This is a genomic window from Epilithonimonas hungarica (assembly GCF_900102265.1).
Taxonomy (GTDB): Bacteria; Bacteroidota; Bacteroidia; order Flavobacteriales; family Weeksellaceae; genus Epilithonimonas; species Epilithonimonas hungarica.
On the sequence record NZ_FNBH01000003.1, the window covers coordinates 284376 to 309197 of the forward strand.

Here is a 24822-nt window from a genome sequence, read left to right on the forward strand (position 1 = left end):
AGTTGCATTAATAAAAGATTTTGGTTTGTACTAATTGGTTCAGCTGTTCTGCAGAAATCATAATCTGTTTTTTCATCTCATAAACCTGCAAAACGGTTTGTCTGTAACTCTCCATAAAGTCTGTAAAGTCTATCAGACTCACGTTTCCGCTTCGGAAGTTTTTGAGAATCCCATTGTAAACCGTTTCCAGGTTTTCCAAATCAATTGGCTTCAATTCAAAATATTGGTCATATTGATTTTTCCAGGTTTGATATGCAGATTCTACTTGTGTCTGGAGATTCAGTTTTTGGTATTCTGAGTTTTTTTCGTTTTGCTGAATGGCGTATTTTGCTTTTTCAACATTACCTTTATTTACTTTCCAAAGCGGAATTGGAATTCCTACTTTCAGATTGATTTCATTATTGAAAGTTCCGGAAGCCTGGTCGTATTCTGCTCCTAGATTAAGGTTTGGCGTATTAAGTGATTTTTGCCATTGTGCGTAAAGCTTGCTGTTATCAATCAATTTCAGATTATAGAGGTAATCTGCATTGTTTGCTAAAGCTTTTTCCTGAAGGATCTCCAAATCTCCGAAAGGCTGGGAAACTAAAATTTCATTTTCTTCCGGTTTTGATAAACTAGGTATGATCCTTTCTGAACTTCCTGTCAGAACTTTCATATTCTGCTGGAAACCAAGAATATTATTATTGATCTCGATTCTATCATTATTCAATTGAATGACAATACTTTGAAGTCTTACAAAATCCTTAAGTGAAATATTTCCTTTATCTGTTTGAATTTTATAAGCGGCTAAAAGTTCATTCATATACTTCAGTTGACCATCAATACTGATTTGCTTTTTTTGTTCGTAAACAAGGTTGTAATACGTCTCGCGAAGCTGTGAACGAAGGTCAACCAACAATTGATTGAACTGCAATTGCGAAAGTTCTTTGTTGGACTTTGCAAATTGGATTTCATTTTTCTTTTTTCCGCCCAAGTAAATCAATTGTGTGATTTCTGCGCCTTTTGCCCTCCCGACGTCGAAAACCTTTTTGTCCTGCGGATTAACAGCATTGACATAACCACTGATCTGAGGAAGTTCCCAAATCTTTGCCTGAATAATATCGGCATCTGCCATATTGATATTGTATTGTGCGGCGAGAAGCTGGAGGTTATTTTTTTGAAATGCCAGTTCGCAGTCCTGAAGAGACATCTGCTGTTGTCCGGAAAGACAAACAAATGCCGAAACGGATAACACCAGCGTTGTAATTTTGTTCATTCTTATCTCGTTTTGGTTTTGCAAAAATGGCTTACCGAGATTAAAACGGACTTAAATAGGACTTAAAAAAAGCTTAATTGTTTGTTGAGATAAGAGATAATAGACGGATAGATGAAAGATTTTGATAGAATAATCTCTCGCAGATTTTGCAAATATTAAAAGGAATCTGTTGAACTAGCAAAATATGTGAGAGAAATTAATATTTTACTTGTTGAAAATCACGGTAAAGAGATTCTCTTTGTCGGAAAGTGATGTGTAGGAAATTTCTGCTCTGTGATATTCCAGAATACGTTTTACGATGCGCAGACCAAGCCCGGAACCTGTTTTGTTATGAGAATTGCTTCCTCGCATAAATGCTTCGAAGAGCTTTTCTCTTTCCTCAGCCGGAATGGTAGTCCCTACGGAAAAGACTTTCACAATAATTCTAAAATCAGTTTCCTTGATAGAAATATCAACTTCCTGATTGTCCGAATATAAAGCTGCATTTTTGAACAAATTAATGAACGTAATTTCCAATAAAGATTTGACTCCTTTTACTGTTAAAATTGAATCTTCAACACTTTCTTCATCAATTAGAAAATCCATTTTGAATTCAGGAAAATTACGATGAACCGTTTCAAATGCATCGAAAACCACCTCATCGATTCTCACTTCTTCGTAAACGCTTGCAATTCCTTCTTTATCAAATTTGGAAAGTAAAAGCAAGGATTTTGTAAGGTCGGATAACTGATAAACGTCCTGTAACATCTGTTGCAAAGTAGTTGTGGTCTTCGGAGAATGATTCTCCAGTTGAATCAGATTCTCCAATTGAAAAGCCATTCTTGTCAAAGGTGTTCTCATCTCGTGCGCCGCACTGGAATTGAAATCTTTCTGTGACTGGAAAACGTCGTCCAATCGACTGGTCATTAGATTAAATGATTTTGCCAAAACGCCAATCTCATCATTAGAATTCTTAACACTAACCGACGAAGTAAGCTTATGAACGCTGATATCCGAGATTTCTTGTTTGAGAATTTCCAATGGTTCGAGGAATTTTGAAACCAAATAATAACTGAAAAACCAAATCAATATAATACTTACGAAATAAGAAAAAATCAAAGTATATTTTAAAAAGTCAAGCTTTGACTGCCCTGTAACATCCTGAGCACTCGTCAAAATGTAATAATTCTCACCATTTATTTTTCGAAGAGTCGCATAAACTTCTGGAACCGAATGTTCATTATAAATTGTTTTTTCTGTATCCAGTCTTTTCAATAAACCCTCATCCCAAGTGATTTTTTTATCTTTTAAAGTACTGTAAACCAAGTTTTTTTCTGCTCCGAAAATCATGATATTCTCATTCAGAAGAACATTATCTGAATTTTCATCGAAAAAAATGGGCGCTTCTTTTTCAAAATCTTTTGATTTCTCAATGAAATTGACCGTGAAAACCAAACGTTTCTGAAATCTTTCTTTAAACTCATCTTTTCTAAAATCATTGAAAGAAACATAAACGATAAACATCATAATCCCAAAAATAAGGGAAAATGCGATGCTTAGACCAATTGCTATTCTACGTTTCAGAGACATTTTTGGGAAGATGTTAGGTTTTAGAAATTAGATTTATTATAATGGACTAAGGTAATATCCGAAGCCAGGTCTTGTGTGGATGAGTTTTGTTTTGAAATTTTTATCGATTTTCTTCCTGAGAAAGTTGATGTAAACTTCGATAGCGTTGTTTGTAGATTGGAATTGATTTTTCCAAACTTCGTCTGAAATATATTGTTTAGAAAGCGTCCTTCCATTTGCTCTTGCCAATAAAACCAGCAACTGAAATTCTTTCACGGTCAAATTGATTTCTTCTCCTGAACGGAAAACCTTGCTGTCTTCCGGATAAATAATCAAATCTTCGACAACTATCTTCTCTTTCTCTTCTGTTTTTGGAGTCAGTCTTCTCATTTGAGAGTTGATTCTCAACAACAATTCCTCCAACAAAAATGGTTTCACAAGATAATCATCCGCCGCTCTCAGGAAAGCTTCTTTTTTTTCCTCGATTCCATCATAAGCCGAAATAATGATAATTGGTGTTTCGGAATTGGTTTCTCGAATGGTTTTACAGATTTCCAGTCCGTTGATTTTCGGAACATTGATGTCCAAAAGAAAAATATCATAATGCTTCTTCGAGAAAATATCCAAGAATATTTCTCCGTCTTCCGCTTTATCCGTTTTGATTGACCGAGACTCCAAAAAAAGTGCAATTTCCGATGATAGGACAGAATCGTCCTCTAAAAGTAATGCCTGCATTATGTAATGATTTATTTTACAAATATGGGGAAAAGTAATTAAGTAGAATTATGCCTAAAAATTTTAATTATATTTGAGAGAATATAAAATATCAAATATTATGGAAAGGCAGGAGTTAGATGACGCTATTTATAAAAAAATTCTGATGTCTGCAGAGTTAATCTTAGAAAAAGAAGCTATTAGAAGTGCGCTTATTATAGATGCTCTCCACTGGCTGGACGAGATTATTGAAAACGAAGATTTAAACAGAGTAACTGATATCCACATTTATGAAGAAGGATTTAGTTCGACCGAAAAAAAGCTAAAAAATACCATTTTGCATATGATAACATCTATCATAGCCGACAAATACACCGATGATAATTTGATGTATTTGGAAGAAATTATTTTGTTTGAAGACAATTTTAAAAGTGATCTCAGTTTTGATTATTACTTAAAAATAGGTGGATATCATACAAAATTTTTAAATCGTATTTTGACTTTTACTGAAAATAACATTAATAGTTTCACTAAAAATAAACTCAACGCAACTGCTTTTTATATGATGAAGGTCTATGGAATGAGTTCAAGAAATAAGAAATTGTTCAATACTGCAAATACCCTACATCAAGAAAAATATCCATCAGCTAAAAATCAAAGCACACCCAAAGTCACTCAAAAAATAATAAAATCAAAGCCAAAACAATGGTGGAAGTTCTGGTAATTTTCAAATATAATTAGTATAAACCCTTCAAAAATTTTGAAGGGTTTATATGTTTTAAGCCGAGTTTCTACTGGCATTGATATTTCCAAATAAAGATCGCATAACGAGTTTTTCATAACGCTCTCTATTACCTTCTTCTTTCTGGATCTTTATCAGCGCGTATTGCTGAATACTCAATAATGGAAGTACGATTTTTTCACGAATCCTAATAGACTTTCTATTAATAGGTTCTTCCTGCATAAGGATGTTGTAACCCGTTAACTCCAGCATCATTGCTTTAGATAGTTCAAATTCGGAGAAGAGAATGTTCCAGAATTCTCCAAATTTTTTGTTGTTTCTCATATAATAAGTCAATGGGAAGTACGTCTTATTCATACTCATCATCGAGTTCAGAACCAAAGTTTTGAAGAAATCCGAACCTTTATAAAGTTCTTTGATCTCATCAAATCTTCCTGCATCCTTCAAGTCCTTCAAAGCTGATCCGAAGCCAAAGAATCCAGGGACATTCTGTCTCAATTGTGCCCAAGATCCAACAAATGGAATGGCTCTCAGGTCTTCAAATTTCAACTCAGAACCAGCACCTCTTTTACTTGGTCGGCTTCCAATGTTAGCTCTTCCGTAATATTCTAAAGTACTCATTTCCTGAAGATATGGAACAAACATTGGATGTGCTTTCAAATCAGAATATTTTCTGTAACTGATGTCTGCCAATTCAGAGATCAAAACTCTTTCTTTCTCGTTAAGTTCTTTTTTTGAACTTTTGAAAGCATCATTTTCTATACCAGCAGTCAGCAATTGTTCAAAATTGAATTTAGCCTGATCTTTGTTTCCAAATACACTTGTGATAGTTTGCCCTTGGATCGTCAACTCGATTTTGTTATTGGCAATTGTCTTACCTTGGGAAGCATAAAAATCGTGAGTTTTCCCACCACCTCTTGCTGGAGGGCCACCTCTGCCATCAAAGAAAATAACCTTGATATCATTATCTTCAGAGACCTTTGTCAATTTTTCTTTGGAAGTATAGATCTGCCAGTTGGCTTTCAGATAACCGCCATCTTTGGTTCCGTCTGAGAATCCAAGCATGATCACTTGTTTTCTGTTACGTTTATCCAGATGCTTCTGATAAATTTTATCATTGTACAAAGTCTGCATTACCTGTTCAGACTTATCAAGGCCTTCCATCGTTTCAAAAAGTGGGACAATATCGATATTGATCTCTTCTTCAGAATAACCGCATAATCTCATCATTACATAAACGTTCATTACGTCTTTCACCTCGTCGGAATTTGAAATGATATAACGATGTAAGCCTCGTTCGCCATTATTTTTCTGAATCAATTTGATATTATAGATACTCTTAAGGGTTTCCTTGGTCATATCATCTTCAAAATCATCAGGATTCAAAACAGCACCCGAATCCAATAACAGTTGAATTTTCTCATCGTTTGTTTTTGAATCTATATCTTCATCAATAACTTTCTTATAGATATCATTGATCACATTCTGATGAATCCTGCTATCCTGACGAATATCCAAGGTTGCAAAATGGGTCCCGAATATTCTTACACGATCTCTGAAATCATCCAAAACATCTAGAAAAAGCCCATTGTGCTCTTCTACAAGAATCTTTTCGGCCTTATTAAGTTCAGTAATGATCTCCTCCGCTGAGACTTTTACACCTTCTTGGAAAATGGCATCATAAATTCTCTGACTTACAGCTTTCAAAATATCTGAAACACCTCGGAAACTTAATCTTCTTCGTACAACTTTCAAATGTCCATAATAATCTTTTAAAATGGAGATCCTCAGTTCTTCGGCAACCTTCAAAGTAATGTCAGCTGTTACAAAAGGATTACCATCTCTGTCTCCTCCTGGCCAAAATCCTAACTGGATTATATCTGGATTTGGTGTAAAATTAGACGTTCCAAAAGTCTGTTTTATTTTCTTGTAAAGTTCTCCGATGCTTTGATAGTAAACATACCTTAAATAATAGATAATGCTCATTGCTTCATCCAGAGGCGTTGGTTTTTCCTTATTCACAAAGGGCGTTTTCCCAAGTTGCTGCAGCAGGGTATCGATCTGTGTTACAGAATCATTGATGATAGCATCTCTCAAATCGTGGATGATTCTCTGAACAGCATTCGGATAGAACTGGGTCGGGTGAGCCGTAAAAACGATCTTGATCGCAAAATCATCCATTTTCTTTCTTATCGCAGCCAGGTGATGTTCCTGATTTGCACGATCATAAAGATTGAGAACCGTTCCTGGATCACTTTCCGAATGTAACTTTTGGAAAGCGGCATCTTCTATACTATCAAACAATACGACCTGTCTTTCTATGTACTGAATGATCTTGAAAAGCAATTCCAATTTTTGATCCTCGGTTTCCAATTCTGTATGTTTCTGAAAAAATTCTTCTACTATCTCTTCAGGGGATTTCCCTTGTTGATAGCCTTCTTTACTCTCTTCTGCAAGGAAAGGAAGCAACATCCCAATATTTGTCATTTTATCATAGGGCAAACTCATAAAGAGTGAATTGTAGATCTGGAACTTATTTTCTACAATCTGCCTGAATTTTTCAATTTTCTGATCGTTTAGCATAAAACAAAAATAAGAGATAAATTATAAAATCAATCTTTGTAAATGTTATTTTATCTTAAATTTTCAACTCTAAGCATTTGCCAGAACCTCAATGATTTCTGTACCATATCTTTTGATCTTGGATTCTCCCAAACCACTTATTTGTTCTAAATCCCGCAAATTATATGGTTTGAACTTCGCAATAGACATCAAGTGTGTGTTGTGAAAAATAATATAAGGAGGTTGATCAAGTTCTTTAGACTTTTCGAATCTCCAATCTTTTAGTTTATTATAAATAATTTTCTCTTCTTCAGAAAGTTCTTCTTCTGAGCTCACACTGACTTTATTAGAATTTGTCTGTTTTGACTTTTCTTGATAATAAACTAAAACGGACCAATAATTTATCTCATCCTGAACTAATTTTGAATTCATATTCCTACATCGTATCTGGAAAGAAAATTATTAACGAGAGTTTCATCTGTAGTTTGAAATTCCTCGGAAATCCTTACTTTCAAAACTTTAACTTTCATAATAATATTTTTAAAATAAAAAAACCTTGACAAACCTTAGAAGCGTGCCAAGGTTTAATAATTATTTCGAACCTAGAAGAATTAATTCATCAATTCTAATTTCTGTTACAAATCGTTTTATCCCATCTTTGTCATCATAGGATTTGTAGGTCAATTTTCCTTCGATGGCAATTTCTTTACCTTTCGGAACATATTTTTCCAGAATATCGACAGTTTTTCCAAAGGCAACTAAATTATGCCATTGTGTTTCTTCTACTCTTTCGCCCGCAGAATTCGTATAAAAATCGTTGGTTGCGAGCGTAACATTCGCTTTTTTGTTACCATTTTCGAAATTGAAGACCTCAACTTCTTTTCCTGTGTGACCAATAAGCATCACTTTGTTTCTTAAAGACATACTATTAAATTTTTAAATTGAACTTTTAAAAGCAGGACGTATCTTTTATTTCCTGATTTTCTTGTTGCAAATTTTCATCAAAAGGAAAAATTGATTCGGTTAAAAAGCATTTATATCCGTTTGTAATCGTTTGTAAATGGAAATGTTTTTATAATTTTAAAGAACAGTAATACACAAAAAAGAATATTAATGATAAGAATAATAATCATCTTTCTGACATTTAATGTTTGGGCTTTTGGACAAACTTCACAAAACAAAAAAATTGGAAACAGAATCGAAGGCAATTTTTCAGGAAATGGTCAAAAAATAACAGCAACAGCGATCAAAATAAAAAATGGAAAAGGAAATCCTGTGGAAGATGGGACGCCTGATGAATATCAGATCCAGTTTTCTGACGAAAAACTACGTCCAATAAATACTGGCTGCTGTGAAATAAAATTAATCAATGAAGGCGACTTGAACAAAGATGGAATTGATGAGATCTCAATATATCAAGCCCCAATGAATGGTTGCACCTACTCTATGACAACTTATTCTTACATCAATGGAAATTGGAAAAAGATGATTGATACTTTTATGATTCCAACCGGTTGTGATGGGATCAATAGTGATGATCTGCAAAAAATGATCTTCCGAGAGAAAAATAATATTTACTATCTCGGAAAAGATATAAATGATGAAAATGGAAAATTGATCAAGAAAAAAGTAAGATTGAAGTGAAGCAAAGAAATATGAACAAGTTTTTATAACTTAGTTCAATTCATAAAAAAACACAAATGAAAACTCCAACCTGCCCAGAATGTGGCGACAAAATAATCGGCAGATCGGACAAGAAATTCTGTTCCGATGCCTGTCGCAATGCTTATAACAATAAGCAAAACAAAACTTCTACAAACTATATGCGGAACATCAACAACAAGCTCCGCAAAAATTATCGCATACTTTCTGAATATAATTTTGAAGGAAAAACAAAAGTCAATCGTCTTAAGTTACTAAGTGCCGGTTTCGATTTTGAGTATATCACACAGATCGTAACGTACAAAAACGGTTCACAATACTTTTTCGTTTATGAACAAGGTTACAAAATACTTGATAACGAATGGTTACTATTAGTAAAAAAAACGACTGAATAAATTATGATCATTACATTTCTCATCCTGCTTTTGGCTTTAGCAATCTATCTTTATAACCTTCCTGTATTCGGAGGAAAGGCCGAAGGAAAACGCCTTGTAAGAATGAAACAATCACCAAATTACAAAGATGGTGCTTTCCAAAACCTGAGTTTTACACCGCCTTTGGCAGAAGGTTATACAATGGGGAAAGTGATTTGGGAGTTCCTGACCGATAAAACCGCAAACAAAAAACCAGGCTTTCTCCTGCCAACAAAAAAACTGAATCTGAAAGAGCAGCTAATCTCAGATAATTTCCTGGTTTGGATGGGGCATTCTTCTTATTATTTTCAATTGGATGGAAAACGTTTTTTGGTTGATCCGGTCTTCAGTGGAAATGCGTCGCCAATACCAGGAACTACGAAAGCTTTTACAGGAACAGATATCTATTCCGCAGAAGATTTTCCTGAGATTGATTTTCTTATTATTTCCCACGACCATTACGACCATCTTGATTATAAAACTATCAAAAGTTTACATCCAAAAATTGATAAAGTAATTTGTGGCTTAGGAGTTGGCTCCCATTTTGAAAAATGGGGTTTTGATGAAGATCAGATTGTCGAATTGGATTGGTATGAAGATGCAGAAATAACCAGAGGCTTCAAAATCACTTCTACTCCGGCACGCCATTTTTCCGGACGAATGTTCAAAAGAAACAATACACTTTGGTCATCTTATGTTTTGGAAACTCCGACTAAAAAAATCTTTGTTGGTGGCGATAGCGGCTATGATTTTCATTTTAAAGAAATAGGGGAAAAGTTCGGACCTTTTGATTGGGCAATTCTCGAGAACGGGCAATACAACGAAAAATGGAGATACATTCATACTTTGCCTGAGGAATTTGTGAAAGTTGCAGAAGAACTCAATGTTAAAAATATTTTGCCTGTACATTCAGGGAAATTCGCTTTAGCTCAACATTCCTGGAACGAACCTTTGCAAAAAGTTTATGAAAACTCTCAGAATAAAAGTTTCAAACTCTTCACACCTTTAATTGGTGAAAAACTAGAGCTAGACAGTGATTCTCAAATTTTTTCTGAGTGGTGGAAATCTTAAATTTTTGTTAAAATAAATTTTATCTTTGCGGAAAATTTTTAACCATAAATGAAGAAGATCTTTTCGTTAGTCTTAATATCAATTCACTTCTTAATTTTTGCCCAGAAAAAAAATCAGGATTTTTGTTTTTATGAAAATAAAGGTCAAATCGTGGATCAAAATGGCAAATCAAATCCTGATGTAAAATATCTTTTTAATTCTCCCGGGCTGAATGTTCAAATCCGCAAGAATGGCTTTTCTTATGATGTTTATGAAACTCAAAAAAAAGAATTAAAAAAACAAAAAGTTAAAACTGATTTAGACTTTGGCAATAAAAAGAGCCTTTCCAATAAGCTTGTAGTATACAAATATCATAGAGTTGAAATCAATTTTGTTGATTCCAAAGCTAATCCTGAAATTATTGCAGAGGAAAAATCTCTGGACTATGAAAACTACTATAACCTTCCTGACAAAGAAGAAGGTGTAAGTTTCGTACATCGGTATAGAAAAATCACTTACAAAAATCTTTACGACAATATAGATTTGGTTTTCTTCAAGCCAGAAGATTCTACAAAACCTGTTGAGTATAATTTCCTAGTTCATCCCGGCGGCAGAATGTCCGATATTAAAATGAAATTTCAAGGCGCTAAAACTAAATTGAAAGATGGAAAATTATCAATGAATCTTAGATTTGGAGAAATGCAGGAAAACATCCCGAATTCTTGGATAGAGAATGATAGAAAACAAAATATTGCTGTCAACTATAAAGATCTTGGCAACCAAACTTTTGGTTTCTATTCCGAGGTTAATAATTCTAACAAAACAATTGTTATTGACCCTGTTCCTACTAGAATCTGGGGGAGCTTTTTGAGTGGCAATGAAGATATTTATGGACTTTTGAAAACAGATCCAGAAAATAATGTTTTTGTATTAGGACTTACTTGGAGTCAAACTAACATCGCAACTACGGGAGCTTATCAACCAAATTTTAATTCAAGTGGCTTTTCTGATGCTTTTATCACAAAAATTAGCAAAGATGGTTCTACTAAATTATGGGGAACGTATTATGGTAGCAAATTTTATGATGAATTCATGAATGTATCATTTGACAATAGTTCTAATGCATATGCAACTGGAATGACACATTTACCCAGAACTCCAACCAGTAATCAATATGATGTATATAAAAGATTTTCTATAATCAAATTCTCAAAAGATGGAACAATGATTTTCAATAAAATTCTTGGCGGTAATAGTGAAGAAGTTCCTTATGACATTCATTTTAAAAATAATAAACTATATATTGTCGGAGAAACAACCAGCACCAATGGATTAGCAACTAATGGTTCATTTCAGGAAACCAAACTTGCCGGATACACAGATGGTTTTATTGGAAGATTTGATTCAACTTCCGGAGATACAGATTGGATAACATACTTCGGTGGGAATTTTGCGACAAGCCTTTATCAAATATTTAATTCGGATAATAATTATATAGAGATAATGGGAGCTAGTAGAGCTTCTGATATTGTAATGCTGAATCCCATTAAGGCAACAAATATTAATGGAAAAACCAATGGATTATATATAAAATTTTCGGATAACGGGAATTTATTATATTCCACATATTTAGGAAATGATGATATTGATGCTGACTATTTCCGAGACGCAAGAAGAATAGGTAACAAAGTGTTTTTTAGTGGTAGAACACAAAAATATAGTGTATATGAGCGTGGACTTTTGTATAAAATTGATACTGATACCAACTCAATTATTAGTAGAAGTGAATATAGAATTTATGATGGTCTACAACACACTTCATATATAGATGCTCAAGGAAATATTTTTGTTTCCGGAATGGCAAGTTATGATTCACCATGGTTAAACCAAATAGGTACACCAGATGCTTTTATTGAAAATTGGGAAAAATATGCAGGTACTTATCAAATAAAATATGATTCTAATCTTAATAAAATTTGGGGTACATTTTATTGGGGATCGCAACAAGGTCAGATTACAAAAGATAATGAAGACAATCTCTATTTTTTTGGTATGGCTAGTGGTTATTCCCCAAATGTAGGAACTCCGGGAGCTTTTCAGGAAACAGCAAGTTCTGTATATAATGGTATGTACATAGCTAAGTTTAAAGACTGTTCTTCGTTTGCACAGTTAACTTCCAACTCTCCTGTTTGTATAGGAAAAGATATCGAATTAGGTGCTACTGGCGGAGCAAGCTATGACTGGACGGGACCCAATGGATTCAAATCTAATCTACAAAATCCAAAAATCCCAATTGCAACACTAGCTGACGCCGGAATTTATACCTGTAAAGTTACTGGAACAGGCGGTTGTGATACTTCAACTTCAATTACAATTATAATAGGAGACAACATAAAACCAATTCCAAACATTACAAATCTTCCAAAAATCATAGGAGATTGTAAAACATTAGTTTCAACAATTCCAACTGCAACCGACAATTGTAAAGGACAAATAACAGCAACAACTACAGATCAATTATCTTACTCTTTGCCTGGAAATTATACGATCACTTGGAAATATGATGACGGTAATGGAAATATCGAAACCCAAACACAACAGGTAGAAATAACACCACAACCTTTACCAATTGCAAATTCAACACAAACCTTCTGCAAAATTGATAATAGAACGATATCACATATTGCAGTTACGGCAACCAATCCAAAATGGTACGATGCAAGCGGAACTATAATAACTGATCTAGCTACTGTATTGACAGATAATACAAAATATTACGTTACTCAAAACTCCAGCGGTTGCGAAAGTGCAAAGAAAGAAATATTGGTAACTTTAACAGATCCCAATCCTCCGACCGGAAACGTGAATCAGACTTTTTGTTCTGCTCAGAATCCTACTCTTCTCAATATATTTATAAACGGAACCGGCATTAAATGGTACGATAATCTCGGAAATTCTATTCAAGATACAACACCATTAATGAATGGAGAAACATATTATGCATCCCAAACTATAGGAACTTGTGAGAGCACACAAAAACTGGCAGTAACTGTAAATATTGTGACCAACTATCTTTCTGCTAATGATTATTCTGAAACTTTCTGTAACGATACAACTGCAGATAGTAAGATTATTAATATTGATAAGTATAAAAAAGAACTTATCACAAATCCTGAAGATTATCAATTTGAAATTAGAAATGAACGAGGTGAGTTAGTAACTGGTGATACACCACTTAACATTGGGACTAATATTTTCGATGTGAAAATAAGCTCTGCTTTGGGTTGTTATCAGAATGTGAGAATCCAATTAACATTAGACCCAAAACCGAAGATCAGTCTTCGAGCAGAAGAGGAATTTTGTGATGAAATTTCTGGAGTTCTCCTAGATGCAGGCTCTGACCCGGATCCGCTTAATACTTATATTTATAATTGGAGTTCAGGTGAAACAACACAAACCATCAAAGCGGATAAAGAACAAATCTATACTGTAACTGTAACCAATAAATTTGGTTGTAAAAACACAGCAAGTACGACTGTGAAAAAAGCAAAATTAGCAGATATTCAAAGTATAATAATTTCCAACAACAGTGCAAACATCATCATGTCTCTTGCTGGAGATTATCTTTATTCTCTTGACAAAGTCAATTGGCAGACTTCGAACAAATTTGAAAACATATCAAATGGGAATTATACAGTTTATGTGAAAACTAATTTGGATTGCAATCTTGGTTCAAAAACGTTTACCATTTTTTCTTTAAGCAATGTCTTTTCACCAAATGGAGACGGTATTAATGACACCTGGAAAATATCCGGAATAGAAAATTATCCTAATTCTGAGGTCAAGATTATTGATAGAAATGGAAAACTCCTTATAGATACAATTACAAAAGAAGAACTATTCGAATGGGATGGTAAATTCAATGGACATAAACTACCTACAGACACTTATTGGTATCAAATCAAAATATCAGACGGAAGAATTATGGAAGGTTATGTCGTAATTAAAAATAGAAATTAGGGATGTAAGATAATTGTCTAGTCAAAATTAAAGAGGCAGAATAGAAATATTCTGCCTCTTTAATTTTTTATTATTTCAAATATTACTACACTGCGTTTTTACTATCATCCTCTTTATCCGGAAACATTATAGAGATGACAACTGATAAGATCAAGATCCCGCCAACAATCCCCAGCGAAACAGGGGATGAAATATGATACCAAGGCGAAATCAACATTTTAACTCCAATGAAACTCAAGATAACAGCCAATCCGTAGGGTAATTTGCTAAACATGTAAATGAAATTGGATAGCAGGAAATACAAAGACCTAAGCCCCAAAATTGCAAAAATGTTAGATGTATAAAGGATAAACGGATCTTTCGAGATTGCAAAGATCGCTGGAATAGAATCAACGGCAAACAATACATCCGTAAACTCAATTACCGCAACTACAACCAAAAGAGGTGTTGCCATTTTTATTCCGTTTTTTATCGTGAAGAATTTGTCTCCATCATAGTTATCGGAAACTTTCCAGAAACTTTTGATCAATTTTGCCCCGGCACTTTCACTATAATCTTGCTCGTCATCATCGTCTCCTCCACCCCAGGATTTGATTCCTGCATAGACTAAAAATAGTCCAAAAAGTGTCATTACCACATTGATCTTGACTGGATGTCCGAAAACGTTCATTTCTGGCAAATAAGTCAAATCAATCAATTCAACCCCTGCAAAAATGAAAATCGCTCTGAAGATCAATGCTCCGATAATTCCCCAAAATAATACCTTATGATGAAGATGTCTTGGAACTTTGAAAAATCCAAATACCAAAATAAATACAAAGAGATTATCAACTGATAAAGCTTTTTCTATCCAATAAGCAGCCTGAAACTGGGTAAATTTTTCTATTGCCAAAGCATGTCCGCCTGCATCCTGATTGAAAACCCAATACACAACACCTGAAAAAACCATTGATAAAGAAATCCAGACTATACTCCAGATCGTTGCTTCTTTGGAAGACACCTCGTGTGCTTTTTTGTTAAAAACTCCAAGATCCAGCAATAACATCACTATCACAACGATAGCAAAACCTATTACAAGACCAGGATGTAAATCGATAATACTCTTATCCATAACTATTTTTATTTTTTTATTACGTTTTACGTCTATCAGCTCTTATCAAAATAATAAAGAGCTACAATTTCGTAAACGTTTGTAAATCAACTCTATTATTTAATTTTATAAATAATTCTGTTTCACGGTCTCTACGGTTTCTTGCAGCTTTCTATCACGAGTAGGCTCCCCAACTGCATTGAATTTCCACTCGCCATTTTTTTTGTAGAATACACCCATTACCATGGCAACATGTCCGGAAAAATTGTCACCTTTAGCAATATTATAGGTAGCAAAAACTTCTGTCACACGTGTAGGAGTTCCCTCATAGATCCGGATAGAAGCAAATGGAATGGTCTTGAAATCCTGACCTTTATAACTATTAAGGACAAATGCTACATAATTCACATTTGGGCTTAATTTTGAAAAGTCTAGTGTGATCACCTCATTATCAAGACCATCATCTCCGGACATATCTCCTGTAAGGTCATCTCCACTATGTTTCACAGCCCCATCCTTGGATTTTAACTGTCCGAAATACACAACGTCCAAAACATTTTTCGCCTCATCATACAAAGCGCAGCTTGCATCCAGATCTACGGCTTCTTTTGTAACGCTTCCCAGCCAGCTTTTTTTCTCGATCGCTCCCCAGTTAACACCTACACAGATGTTTTGTAATGTAGATCCATTGTCTTTCTGAAGGTTTATCCTTTGTCCTTTTTGTAAATTAATTGCCATGTTATTGTAATTTGTTATTTAAATCTAAGTTAAGCATAGAATTGAGGACATTCATTTCCTCATCTACATTGATCACCTGATCGATGACCTTTTGGTTATCCAATGTCTCTTTGTATCGTCTTAATAATAGTAAAATATCTTCCGGAAGGTCGGTTTTGATAGTTTCTGATTTTGTTTTCAATTCGGTATTCCGGTTCTTCAGTTCGTTTATTATACTTTTCTTGGAGCACGTGTTGGCAGATCTATCCAAAAGCAAGGCGATATCATCTGCTAAAAAGTAAAACTCATTGGTTTGTAAATTCCAGATAAAATCTTCCTCATTATCAGATATTTTATACAACTCAAAAACTTGATCTTCGATATTATATCCGCAGACAAATCTGACCTTGAAATTTCCGACATTCAGTTTTCCTAATAACTTTCTTTCTACTTTTATATTGTCATATTCATAATATCTGGTATCCGAAAAACTCATCAAGTATTCTAGTTTAGCTGTTTTCCTATAATAATCGATTGAATAGTTATTCGACAGGCTTCTGATCTGGGTAAAATCCATTTCTTTTCTAGTACCTGTCAAATTATCATACAAAGCCCTTAAAAATCCTGACATTAGAGCATTCTGATACTTCCTGTCGATATCGAAGTTTTTTCCACTATTTTTTTGAGATACATATCTATCAATATATTCTTCATTGGTATCCATCTCCTTATAGATCGCAAGGATATTGGCCTCTTTTTGTTTTTTGATCTTTTCTAAAAGGACAATCAGCGTATCGGTATATTGCAGATGAAACAATTCCAATTTATTGATATCAAGTCCATTAAGAGAGTCTACATCAAAATAAGATTGAATAAGTTCTGTCCTAATAATGATGTTGATGATCTCTACGTTATCAAAAAACTTGCTTAGAAGCTTTAATTTTTGTAATCTTTTTTTACTTTTTTTTAATATCTCTTTGTTGTGATCCAATTTCTAATTTAAGAATTTTGAATTTGCTTTTTCAAAGTATCTTCAAGCGTTTTCAACTCAATATCAAGCTGTTGCCTGGACTGTGCTCCTTGTTGCTGAATTTGTTTCACCTCATTCAGGGTATTGATCAATGAGCTGGTCGTATCACGAAGAGTGTCTATAGAAACAATGGTCTGTTCATTGGCACGTGCAACATCTATCGTATTCTGTTGTAATCTCTGTGCATTTTTTCTAAGGATCTCTTCTGTTGTGGATGATACTTTTTTCTGAACATCAATATTCTGTTGCTGGCGGTGCATTGCCACTGCCAAAGTCAATTGATTTTTCCAAACTGGAAGCGTCGTCGTCAAGATTGTCTGTGCTTTCTCCGCAATAGAGACGTTGTTATTCTGAATCAATCTGATTTGAGGTAATGATTGCAAAATAATAAAACGAACAACTTTAAGGTCCGCCAATCTTCTGTCCAATCTTGCAATAAAATCTCTCTTGTCGGCAATCTGATAATCCTGATAATTAGCTGCATTGATTTCCATCAAAGCCAATTCCTCGCTGGATTTCTGCATTCTGATACTTCCTGCAATGATATAATCCTCGATTTTTTTCACAGACTCTATATTGCTTGTAAAAATCGTCTGCAGGACGGCATTATCCTTTGTGGAATTGATAATTCCGGCATTGACTTTATTTGAAATATCAGAAATATTATTGACGATCTTGTCATATTTTACAAACAAAGTTTCTACAGAAGTCACCATTTTCTTAAAGAACGGTATCTTCTTAAGGAACTTTTTCACAGAGTTTCCTTCCAGCTCATCAACATCTACATAGTTGAGCTCTACCAAAAGTTTATTGATAAGTTCACCAACTTCGCCCGAATTTGATTTTCTGACATTATTAAGGAAAGAATCACTTTGGTTAGCCAGAGAATTCTGCAATTCCGATCCGAAATTGATGATCGAATTCGGATTCTGTTCATCTATTGAGCCGGAAAGGCTATCATATTTCTGAACGTCAACAGTCTGGAGCTGAGCCAGATCTACATTGCCATTTTTATCGATGACAGTATTGGTAACTTGAGGTAAATCCATCTCCATTATTGATATAAACTTAGATATTTAGCCAAACCTTCTCTTTGTCCGTTTCCTACCGCTTCGAATTTCCATTCGCCGTTTCTCTCATAGATCCTACCGAATTCCACTGCTGTTTCTATGGAGAAATCCTCGTCTAATTCATATTTCAAGATCTCTTCATTGGTATCTGTATTGAAAACCCTGATGAATGAATTTCTTACCTGTCCGAAATTTTGGTTTCTAGAATCTGCTTCGTGGATGGTTACAACTACGATGATCTCCTTAACTCTGGAATCTATTCCCGTAAGGTCAATTTTGATCTGTTCATCATCACCGTCACCATCCCCTGTTAGATTATCTCCTGTATGTGTTACCGCTTTGTCCGGCGTTTGAAGATTGTTGTAAAAAACAAAAAATTCATCAGCTATCAATTTCTTATTCTCTCCCAACACAAAAACCGAAGCATCCAGATCAAAAGCGCCTCCCGTAGAAGAATTATTAGCATCCCAACCTAGACCGATTGTGAATTTTGGAGCGTTAATGTTTTGTCTTTGTCCTTTTTGTAAGTTAATTGCCATTGTATTTTATCTTTTAATTTAATAATATTTTTTTGATACTCTTCCACTTGATGATAATTGTTGCTAATCGCCCAGTGTAGCATTTCTTCACGTCTTTGTTCGGAAATATTCTGGTAGATCTGCTCAAAATCAGAATCTTCCATTAATAATATGAACTTAGTGATCCTTGTATTGAATCGGAAATGTTCACTATTCATCACTTCTATCAGGTCTTGTGTGGTCTTGATCCTGTAATAATTGTAATGGTTTTCAATTTTTGGATGAATCTCATTATTTATCAATTCTGCAAAATAGACAAAAATGAATTCCCCATTTACATTATATTCTTTCAGAATTCTATCTACAGTTTTCTCATGGCTTCCCGTGATCTTTATATCATCTATAAAAATACAGAATTTCCCATCAACAAAGCTTTTATCAATATAATAAGTATCATTGGATATCAATGTGATCCTTTCTTCGAAGCTCATATTTCCATAATCCTGGACATAAGTCTGTTGTCTGTGTATCTTTCCTTCTATGCAACCTGCTCTACTATTTTCAAATAAAAAATAATTAAGATGTTCTTTGAAGTAGGAACATAGAAAATTAGATGCGGTCGGGATAGAATTGTAAGGGCTTGGGAAAAGGATAATCTCATTCTGAGCCAAGATCTCTTTTCCAAATTCCTTAATAAACCCATCAAATAATTCTTTCGCAAAGGACTTCGCATAATAAGTATCCCCAAATTTGAACCGGCTGTATCCTGTTTCATCAAAGGGACAATCAAACTCATTTTCTATTTTGTGTAAACTAAATCTTTTATTCATGTTTTTAAAATTTCACCAGCTTTGCATTCATCCCATATGACAGAGCGCCGTTTTGGTCGGCAATTTTGTTATCACCTATGTGGATGATCTGTGACCGGTGCAGTGGTCGTAATTCTTGTGTTTTTTTATAAAGATATTCAAATATTTTAATATTCGGTTTTGACATTCCTATTTCATCCGAAAAAATCATAAAGGAAAAATATTGTTCCAGCTCCAATTGTCTTAAAACCTTCCTCAGAGAATCTCCATAGATGAAAGCTGTATTGCTTAGAATACTTGCCGTTTTTTCTTTTTCTTTTATTTTTTTTAGTAACTGATCAATATCTTTCCAAATTATCCGCGGAATATTTTCTATGAACAACTTATCTGATCGCATGAAAAATCCGCGAAGGTCATCCACAGAGATTCCTTGTATATCTTTTCCCAAAGATGCTATTATCAGGAAAAAAACCTCTTCTCTTTCTATGTGATTACCTGTTTTTTCTGAAATGATATTGAACAAGTTATCATAATGACGAATAACCCTATCAATTTCCTCTACATTTTTATCAATATCAAAATATTCTTTTAATAAGACTGTCCTCTTCGGTTTGAATTGCGGATTGGACCTAATGATCGTCATCCACAGATCAAAGGAAAAATGCTCGTATGAATCTATATCTATTTCCACAAATAACCATTTAATTGGTTTGTTCACCATGCATTTCTCGATTATGTCCCTGGTCACGATCTTTGATCAAACTGATATCAATTTTCTGACCTTTTTGCAAGTTGATAGTCATAAATTATGTTTTTCTTTTTTAGGTTTTAATATTCAAAAATAAATTCCACACAATGCGATAAAAAACGCCTAAATATAGAAAAAGCAATTGAAAGAAAAAAACGATAAAACCGTAAAGAAATCATAAAAATCAATAAAAATATTTATGATTCTTATTGTAAAAAGATTAATGAAGAATTAAAAAATCATAGATTAGAATTAAGCGACCCTCCAGAATAAACTCTGAAAAACTCAGCACGAAAAACCTCTCCCAAAGGAATCTCTGATTCATCGACATAAATATTATGATTATCAAACGAATCTATGAAATTGATATTGACAACATAAGATTTGCTGACACGCAAAAATTTTTCTGCAGGCAGCTTCAGATGCGTCGTTTTCAAGTTCATTGCTGTGATAAGCTTTTGAGTTTTGGTATGAATCACAACATAATCTTTGAGACCTTCTATGAATTTGATCTCATCAAGATTTAGCTTATAAAATCGCCTGTCGGATTTTATGAAAAGAAAATCATTAGTATTGGATTCGATGGTATTCTTGATTGTGGATTGCGAAAGTAATTGGTCATATAATTCAGCTTTCCGGATGGCTTTTTCCAATCGATGTTTTTCAATCGGTTTCAACAGATAGTCAATAGCATCCAATTCATAACTTTTCAAAGCATACTGAGAATAGGCTGTTGTAAAGATGATCAAACTTTGTTTTGGCAGCTGTTCTGCAAATTCCAAACCTGTGACCAAAGGCATTTCTATATCAAGAAAAATCAAATCAATATCATTTGTTTTCAGAAAATCCAAGGCAGTCAAAGCATTGGAAAAATCGCCTGATATTTTAATCTCTGAAACTTCTTTTATCAACGACCGCATCTCTGCTCTGGCCAATGGTTCGTCATCTATGATTATACAGTTCATATCGGGATGATTAGGTTTACGATATACTCTTCGTTTGTGGAATGTATTTTCAAATCGAATTTGTCCTGATATAAAAGCTCCAATCGTCTTTTGATATTTGCCAATCCGAGGCCTCCATAATTTCCATTTGCGATGGAATAATTTGGGTTTCGTGAATTGACACAGACAAAATACAAATGTTGATTTTTGATTTCTATATTGATGTTGACATAAGACATCCCGCCACCTATTTCCACACTATGTTTCACGGCATTTTCCACAAAAGTCGTAAATAAATTCGGTGGAATAAAAATCGTATTGAGCAACTTCTTATCTGTTTCTGTTCTAATGTCAACAGTGAAGTTTTCTCTCCTTATTTTTTCCAGATTAATGAAGTTTGACAAAAAATCGATTTCTGCTGTCAGAAAGGTTTTCTCTTCATTATTTTCATACAATTGATAACGCAGAAATTCTGATAATTTGATGATGACAGTCGTTGCTTTTTCAGGGTCTGTTCTTATCAGTGCCTTTACATTATTCAACATATTGAATAGAAAATGCGGATTGATCTGGTTACGTAATTCCTTTAGTTCCATATTCAGGGTTAGATTGCTAAGCTCTGTAATTTTCTCGTTATCTTTTATCCACTTCTGTAATAGTTTTACTGTAGTGCTCATAAAAATAATCGGGATGCACATTAACACTCCTTCATAAAGTCCTCCTTTTCTATCTTCGAATTTAAGAAGGGCTTTTATTCTATAGTCAGAAAAGAAATGATCAAAGATGTAGCTTATGAGATTAAGACAGACGATTCCCATTGATATCAACAATACAAAATAAGCAATATAGCGCGCTCTGAAAAAGAAAAAAGGAACCAAAACATAAATATTGACATACGCCATTGCTATTAATGATATATAAACAAAAGCAATAATAATATATCTGTAAGGCTCAATATACCAATGCCAAAATCTAGCAAAATAAAGTAATACAAAAAAGAAAAGCAGAAATATGATATGTCGTAAGATCTTGTATTGATCTTTGACCAGCAGATCAATGAAAAAGTGATCTCTTAATTCCTTGGACTTATATCTCAACATATTTATTAGAAAGTTCAAAAATAACCAATAACGTTTATAAACCCGATAATATTATACAAACACTGCAGTTTTTTATACCAATTTTTATGACTGGGGATTTGGTATAAATTATCGAGGAGTTTGTATAAAAAATCATTTCTAAGAAGCTATTCTCCATTCCTTTGTTCTGTAAAATTTATAAAAATATGGAACTTAACGTTTTTCAGGAATTGACAGATCAGATAGATCTGGAATGTTTCTATATGACACCATCACAGCAGGAAGAGAAAGTAATTCAGGTTATAGATTTGCATCAGTTCATAGAATCTTATCATCAAAGTCTTACGGTTATTGACTATATCAGCCATCCGATCAATATTATCGAAGAAAACAATGTAAGGAAAGGAATTTTATTCTATGATTTTAAATATGATCTGCAACTGGACCTGTTGACATCGGTTGCGTTCAAAGCTCAAAATCAACTTCAGGAACTTTGGTTCGTCTTTGTAGAAGAAGACAGCATTACAGATTTTTCACGCCACCTCGACTTCATCAAAAAAAATGGAATCGATTTGTTCTATAGCAAAATATTCATTTTCAATTTTTTCCAATCCACAATCCATTCATTAAAATAAACTATGAAAATTTCAAACAAAATCTTTGTTCCATTGGCTATTCTGCCTTTGAATAAAATCATCGCGCAAAAAAAAGACAGTATCCCGCAAAAAGTTGTAGCTTTTGTTACCGACAAATTTCCTCAATCAAGAGACCTCAATGTAGAATTCATACAACTGGCACCTCATAAATATTCATCCAAATTATATGGTGAAAGTTTACCAGACAACAAAATCAAAAATCTGCAACAAGTGAAAGTGAATGCGAATTTTTACTTCATAAAAAATGCAAAATGGATGTTAAGTACAAGCTTGAATTATAAGTATACATCCGTTAATGCAGAAAATCCGATTTCTATTTTTCCCAAAAACATATTCAATAAACAGGACTTCCATTATCATTCGGAATCTCTAAGTTTGACCCGTTTCTCGAAATTATTTGGTAAAACAGCCATATATTCTGCGACAGCATCTGTGGACGGAAGTGAACAGCATTTCGAAAGGGTAAGAGGAATGCTGGCAGGCTCGGTAATTGTGACTGCTAATGCAAATACAACATTCACATTAGGTTTAGCGGCACTTATCGACCCAAGTGGGCAAATCCCTGTATTTCCACTTCCAGTTATCACTTACAAACATAATTTCGATAACGGGTGGATAGCTGACATCATTCTACCCAGCAAAATCATGATGAGGAAAAACATATTCACAAATGGAAGATTTTCTATCGGAACAGAAATGGATAACACGTCATTTTATATTTATCAGGACGATAAAAAATATGAGTTTCGCCAATTGGAGATCAATTCCGGAGCTAGTTACGAACATAAACTAGGCGGAAATTTCATCGGGACTTTAAAAACAGGAATGAGAGCCGCGCCCAATGCCAGAATATTCAATAAAGAAGATACCTTCAAAGATTATATTTTGGAAGCTAAGGCAAAACCTTCTTTTTATTTCAATGTGGGAATATCTTATAATCCTTTTGGGAAACCGAGAGAGAGAAATAAAAATATTTCCTCAATTTAGATTAATATTTTGAATCTAACGAGGTCTGAAGTTCATATTATTGTTATTATTTTCAATTTTATTTCCGCTCTTCCAGTTATATTTTAACCTGAATTCGGGATAAGAGAAGTTTTATAATATCAATAGGAATGGGCTTTAGCCCATTTTAAAGATTGAAAAAGAAGATTAGCTTTAGCTAAAACTTATCATAAATTTCGGCTGAAGCCGATTTTGAATTACAATCTTTACATCGGGCTAAAGCCCGACGCTATTGATAGTGCATTTGTATTTGATATACAATTATTTAAATAAATCCCTTATCCCGAATTCAGGTTATTTTAGCATTGTGAAAAGACGAAACAAATGAATACGGGACAAGGCGCTGGAATTTTCATGAACGGACAAAGAAATCGAATGTTTATTTTCTACGTTCCAAACAATTACATTTCCATTATCGATTCATCGAAAAAATCAGAAAATCAATGTTGAGAGACCAGATAGCGTAACTTCTACATTGTTCAAACCTTGAAATAATTATCTTTACAACTAAAATTAGCAACTCATCTGGTTTGAAAGATTTAGAGAAGATACTCATTGCCGTAAGTTGTTCGGTGTTGATATACATCAGCTACGATTATCCTATTTTTGACAACAAAGGCATTACATCATTGGTCATATTCGCCTGCCTTGCAATCATTATTTTTTGTATTGCCAAAATCTATAGTCCTACAGATAAAGACGATTATGGAAAGGTTGAAAAAGAAATGGACAGGCTCCTTCAACTCGATGGTATTTTCAAATACAGAAGCGATGGATTCTCTGTGACACTAGATGATAAAACCGAATTCATAAAATGGACGGATATTTTGGAAGTTAATGCTTTTACCGTCCCTTCTAAATTTAGGGATAGACAGACAGGACTTGAACTCATCACCAAAAATAGAAGCTATGAATTTGGTGATGATCATACAGAAGGTATCATAAAACTAGGCGAGCAACTTTACGAGAATCTCCCCGATTGGAGACTAGATCCGCCATACATTAGAATGAACAGCTTTGGTCTGGAAAAAGCTAATCTTTACAAAAAACATTAATCTATAGAAAAATAAAATATCTGTTTAGAAGTCTTGGGAACTGATCATACCTTATAGATCATGGATTGTGATGATACAGTAATGAGAATCTTTATAGTTTAAAATTCTCATTTGTCTTATTACTGACCTTAGACG

24 protein-coding genes are annotated in these 24822 nt (G+C 33.9%); 8 read left to right on the forward strand and 16 right to left on the reverse strand.

Annotation, left to right across the window (positions count from 1 at the left end; all coding sequences use genetic code 11):
* Positions 1-7: 7 nt before the first annotated feature.
* From BLT30_RS13150 to BLT30_RS13160, 3 genes are all read right to left on the reverse strand, one after another.
* Positions 8-1255, reverse strand: a complete 1248-nt coding sequence (locus BLT30_RS13150; protein WP_175487190.1) for a TolC family protein — start codon at positions 1253-1255, stop codon at positions 8-10.
* Between the two features lie 204 nt (positions 1256-1459).
* A complete protein-coding gene (locus BLT30_RS13155) occupies positions 1460-2824 on the reverse strand; it encodes a sensor histidine kinase (protein ID WP_089873997.1) in 1365 nt (454 codons plus the stop codon).
* Between the two features lie 36 nt (positions 2825-2860).
* Complete coding sequence (locus BLT30_RS13160; protein ID WP_089873998.1) at positions 2861-3538, reverse strand: response regulator transcription factor; 678 nt, start codon at positions 3536-3538, stop codon at positions 2861-2863.
* A 100-nt stretch (positions 3539-3638) separates the two neighbouring features.
* Here BLT30_RS13160 and BLT30_RS13165 point away from each other — a divergent pair, with 100 nt between their 5' ends.
* The gene (locus BLT30_RS13165) at positions 3639-4241 is read left to right on the forward strand and encodes a hypothetical protein (protein WP_089873999.1); all 603 of its coding nucleotides are present in this window, start codon (positions 3639-3641) and stop codon (positions 4239-4241) included.
* Positions 4242-4295: 54 nt separating this feature from the next.
* Here BLT30_RS13165 and BLT30_RS13170 read toward each other — a convergent pair whose 3' ends face one another.
* The 3 genes from BLT30_RS13170 to BLT30_RS13180 all read right to left on the reverse strand — a co-directional run bounded on the left by BLT30_RS13170 (position 4296) and on the right by BLT30_RS13180 (position 7745).
* On the reverse strand, positions 4296-6842 hold the full coding sequence (locus tag BLT30_RS13170; RefSeq protein ID WP_089874000.1) for a phosphoenolpyruvate carboxylase: 2547 nt from the start codon (positions 6840-6842) through the stop codon (positions 4296-4298).
* Positions 6843-6911: 69 nt separating this feature from the next.
* A complete protein-coding gene (locus tag BLT30_RS13175; RefSeq protein ID WP_089874001.1) occupies positions 6912-7253 on the reverse strand; it encodes an HRDC domain-containing protein in 342 nt (113 codons plus the stop codon).
* Positions 7254-7412: 159 nt separating this feature from the next.
* The gene (locus BLT30_RS13180) at positions 7413-7745 is read right to left on the reverse strand and encodes a single-stranded DNA-binding protein (protein WP_089874002.1); all 333 of its coding nucleotides are present in this window, start codon (positions 7743-7745) and stop codon (positions 7413-7415) included.
* A 189-nt stretch (positions 7746-7934) separates the two neighbouring features.
* Here BLT30_RS13180 and BLT30_RS13185 point away from each other — a divergent pair, with 189 nt between their 5' ends.
* The 4 genes from BLT30_RS13185 to BLT30_RS13200 are packed head-to-tail and all read left to right on the forward strand — an operon-like array spanning position 7935 to position 13966.
* The gene (locus BLT30_RS13185; RefSeq protein ID WP_089874003.1) at positions 7935-8465 is read left to right on the forward strand and encodes a hypothetical protein; all 531 of its coding nucleotides are present in this window, start codon (positions 7935-7937) and stop codon (positions 8463-8465) included.
* A 56-nt stretch (positions 8466-8521) separates the two neighbouring features.
* On the forward strand, positions 8522-8878 hold the full coding sequence (locus BLT30_RS13190) for a DUF2116 family Zn-ribbon domain-containing protein (protein WP_089874004.1): 357 nt from the start codon (positions 8522-8524) through the stop codon (positions 8876-8878).
* A 3-nt stretch (positions 8879-8881) separates the two neighbouring features.
* Positions 8882-9967, forward strand: coding sequence for an MBL fold metallo-hydrolase (locus BLT30_RS13195; protein ID WP_089874005.1), 1086 nt, complete (start codon positions 8882-8884; stop codon positions 9965-9967).
* 48 nt (positions 9968-10015) lie between these two features.
* Entirely contained in the window at positions 10016-13966 is a 3951-nt protein-coding gene (locus BLT30_RS13200) for a DUF7948 domain-containing protein (protein ID WP_089874006.1), read from the forward strand.
* Between the two features lie 85 nt (positions 13967-14051).
* Here the strand turns inward: BLT30_RS13200 and BLT30_RS13205 are convergent, their stop codons facing one another.
* The 10 genes from BLT30_RS13205 to BLT30_RS13245 form a co-directional block, all read right to left on the reverse strand.
* Complete coding sequence (locus BLT30_RS13205; protein ID WP_089874007.1) at positions 14052-15077, reverse strand: TerC family protein; 1026 nt, start codon at positions 15075-15077, stop codon at positions 14052-14054.
* Between the two features lie 105 nt (positions 15078-15182).
* The gene (locus BLT30_RS13210; RefSeq protein ID WP_089874008.1) at positions 15183-15794 is read right to left on the reverse strand and encodes a TerD family protein; all 612 of its coding nucleotides are present in this window, start codon (positions 15792-15794) and stop codon (positions 15183-15185) included.
* A 1-nt stretch (position 15795) separates the two neighbouring features.
* Positions 15796-16764: a hypothetical protein gene (locus BLT30_RS13215; protein ID WP_089874009.1), complete on the reverse strand. Its 969-nt coding sequence runs from the start codon at positions 16762-16764 to the stop codon at positions 15796-15798.
* 8 nt (positions 16765-16772) lie between these two features.
* Positions 16773-17858, reverse strand: a complete 1086-nt coding sequence (locus BLT30_RS13220) for a toxic anion resistance protein (protein ID WP_089874010.1) — start codon at positions 17856-17858, stop codon at positions 16773-16775.
* Entirely contained in the window at positions 17858-18412 is a 555-nt protein-coding gene (locus BLT30_RS13225) for a TerD family protein (RefSeq protein WP_089874011.1), read from the reverse strand. The genes BLT30_RS13220 and BLT30_RS13225 overlap by 1 nt, the downstream gene beginning before the upstream one ends.
* Positions 18346-19221, reverse strand: a complete 876-nt coding sequence (locus tag BLT30_RS13230; RefSeq protein WP_089874012.1) for a phosphoribosyltransferase family protein — start codon at positions 19219-19221, stop codon at positions 18346-18348. The genes BLT30_RS13225 and BLT30_RS13230 overlap by 67 nt, the downstream gene beginning before the upstream one ends.
* Positions 19222-19225: 4 nt before the next feature.
* On the reverse strand, positions 19226-19891 hold the full coding sequence (locus tag BLT30_RS13235) for an HAD family hydrolase (protein WP_175487191.1): 666 nt from the start codon (positions 19889-19891) through the stop codon (positions 19226-19228).
* Between the two features lie 10 nt (positions 19892-19901).
* Positions 19902-20003, reverse strand: coding sequence for a TerD family protein (locus BLT30_RS18280; protein ID WP_221405584.1), 102 nt, complete (start codon positions 20001-20003; stop codon positions 19902-19904).
* A gap of 184 nt (positions 20004-20187) precedes the next feature.
* Entirely contained in the window at positions 20188-20913 is a 726-nt protein-coding gene (locus tag BLT30_RS13240) for a LytR/AlgR family response regulator transcription factor (protein ID WP_089874014.1), read from the reverse strand.
* Positions 20910-21992 (reverse strand): sensor histidine kinase, encoded by a 1083-nt coding sequence (locus BLT30_RS13245; protein WP_089874015.1) that lies wholly within the window; start codon positions 21990-21992, stop codon positions 20910-20912. The genes BLT30_RS13240 and BLT30_RS13245 overlap by 4 nt, the downstream gene beginning before the upstream one ends.
* A gap of 185 nt (positions 21993-22177) precedes the next feature.
* Between BLT30_RS13245 and BLT30_RS13250 the strand changes: the two genes are divergently transcribed.
* From BLT30_RS13250 to BLT30_RS13260, 3 genes are all read left to right on the forward strand, one after another.
* Positions 22178-22606 carry a hypothetical protein gene (locus BLT30_RS13250; protein WP_089874016.1) on the forward strand — a complete coding sequence of 143 codons (429 nt, stop codon included), beginning with the start codon at positions 22178-22180 and terminating at the stop codon, positions 22604-22606.
* A gap of 3 nt (positions 22607-22609) precedes the next feature.
* The gene (locus tag BLT30_RS13255; protein ID WP_089874017.1) at positions 22610-23614 is read left to right on the forward strand and encodes a DUF6268 family outer membrane beta-barrel protein; all 1005 of its coding nucleotides are present in this window, start codon (positions 22610-22612) and stop codon (positions 23612-23614) included.
* A gap of 548 nt (positions 23615-24162) precedes the next feature.
* A complete protein-coding gene (locus BLT30_RS13260; protein WP_089874018.1) occupies positions 24163-24687 on the forward strand; it encodes a hypothetical protein in 525 nt (174 codons plus the stop codon).
* Positions 24688-24822 lie beyond the last annotated feature (135 nt).

Coding starts and splice junctions, on each gene's coding strand:
- BLT30_RS13170 (WP_089874000.1), bottom strand. CDS start 6,842: ATGCTAAACGATCAGAAAATTGAAAAATTCAGGCAGATTGTAGAAAAT.
- BLT30_RS13240 (WP_089874014.1), bottom strand. CDS start 20,913: ATGAACTGTATAATCATAGATGACGAACCATTGGCCAGAGCAGAGATG.
- BLT30_RS13155 (WP_089873997.1), bottom strand. CDS start 2,824: ATGTCTCTGAAACGTAGAATAGCAATTGGTCTAAGCATCGCATTTTCC.
- BLT30_RS13160 (WP_089873998.1), bottom strand. CDS start 3,538: ATGCAGGCATTACTTTTAGAGGACGATTCTGTCCTATCATCGGAAATT.
- BLT30_RS13150 (WP_175487190.1), bottom strand. CDS start 1,255: ATGAACAAAATTACAACGCTGGTGTTATCCGTTTCGGCATTTGTTTGT.
- BLT30_RS13210 (WP_089874008.1), bottom strand. CDS start 15,794: ATGGCAATTAATTTACAAAAAGGACAAAGGATAAACCTTCAGAAAGAC.
- BLT30_RS13230 (WP_089874012.1), bottom strand. CDS start 19,221: ATGAATAAAAGATTTAGTTTACACAAAATAGAAAATGAGTTTGATTGT.
- BLT30_RS13205 (WP_089874007.1), bottom strand. CDS start 15,077: ATGGATAAGAGTATTATCGATTTACATCCTGGTCTTGTAATAGGTTTT.
- BLT30_RS13185 (WP_089874003.1), top strand. CDS start 7,935: ATGATAAGAATAATAATCATCTTTCTGACATTTAATGTTTGGGCTTTT.
- BLT30_RS13245 (WP_089874015.1), bottom strand. CDS start 21,992: ATGTTGAGATATAAGTCCAAGGAATTAAGAGATCACTTTTTCATTGAT.
- BLT30_RS13195 (WP_089874005.1), top strand. CDS start 8,882: ATGATCATTACATTTCTCATCCTGCTTTTGGCTTTAGCAATCTATCTT.
- BLT30_RS13180 (WP_089874002.1), bottom strand. CDS start 7,745: ATGTCTTTAAGAAACAAAGTGATGCTTATTGGTCACACAGGAAAAGAA.
- BLT30_RS18280 (WP_221405584.1), bottom strand. CDS start 20,003: ATGACTATCAACTTGCAAAAAGGTCAGAAAATTGATATCAGTTTGATC.
- BLT30_RS13165 (WP_089873999.1), top strand. CDS start 3,639: ATGGAAAGGCAGGAGTTAGATGACGCTATTTATAAAAAAATTCTGATG.
- BLT30_RS13190 (WP_089874004.1), top strand. CDS start 8,522: ATGAAAACTCCAACCTGCCCAGAATGTGGCGACAAAATAATCGGCAGA.
- BLT30_RS13175 (WP_089874001.1), bottom strand. CDS start 7,253: ATGAATTCAAAATTAGTTCAGGATGAGATAAATTATTGGTCCGTTTTA.
- BLT30_RS13255 (WP_089874017.1), top strand. CDS start 22,610: ATGAAAATTTCAAACAAAATCTTTGTTCCATTGGCTATTCTGCCTTTG.
- BLT30_RS13225 (WP_089874011.1), bottom strand. CDS start 18,412: ATGGCAATTAACTTACAAAAAGGACAAAGACAAAACATTAACGCTCCA.
- BLT30_RS13220 (WP_089874010.1), bottom strand. CDS start 17,858: ATGGAGATGGATTTACCTCAAGTTACCAATACTGTCATCGATAAAAAT.
- BLT30_RS13200 (WP_089874006.1), top strand. CDS start 10,016: ATGAAGAAGATCTTTTCGTTAGTCTTAATATCAATTCACTTCTTAATT.
- BLT30_RS13250 (WP_089874016.1), top strand. CDS start 22,178: ATGGAACTTAACGTTTTTCAGGAATTGACAGATCAGATAGATCTGGAA.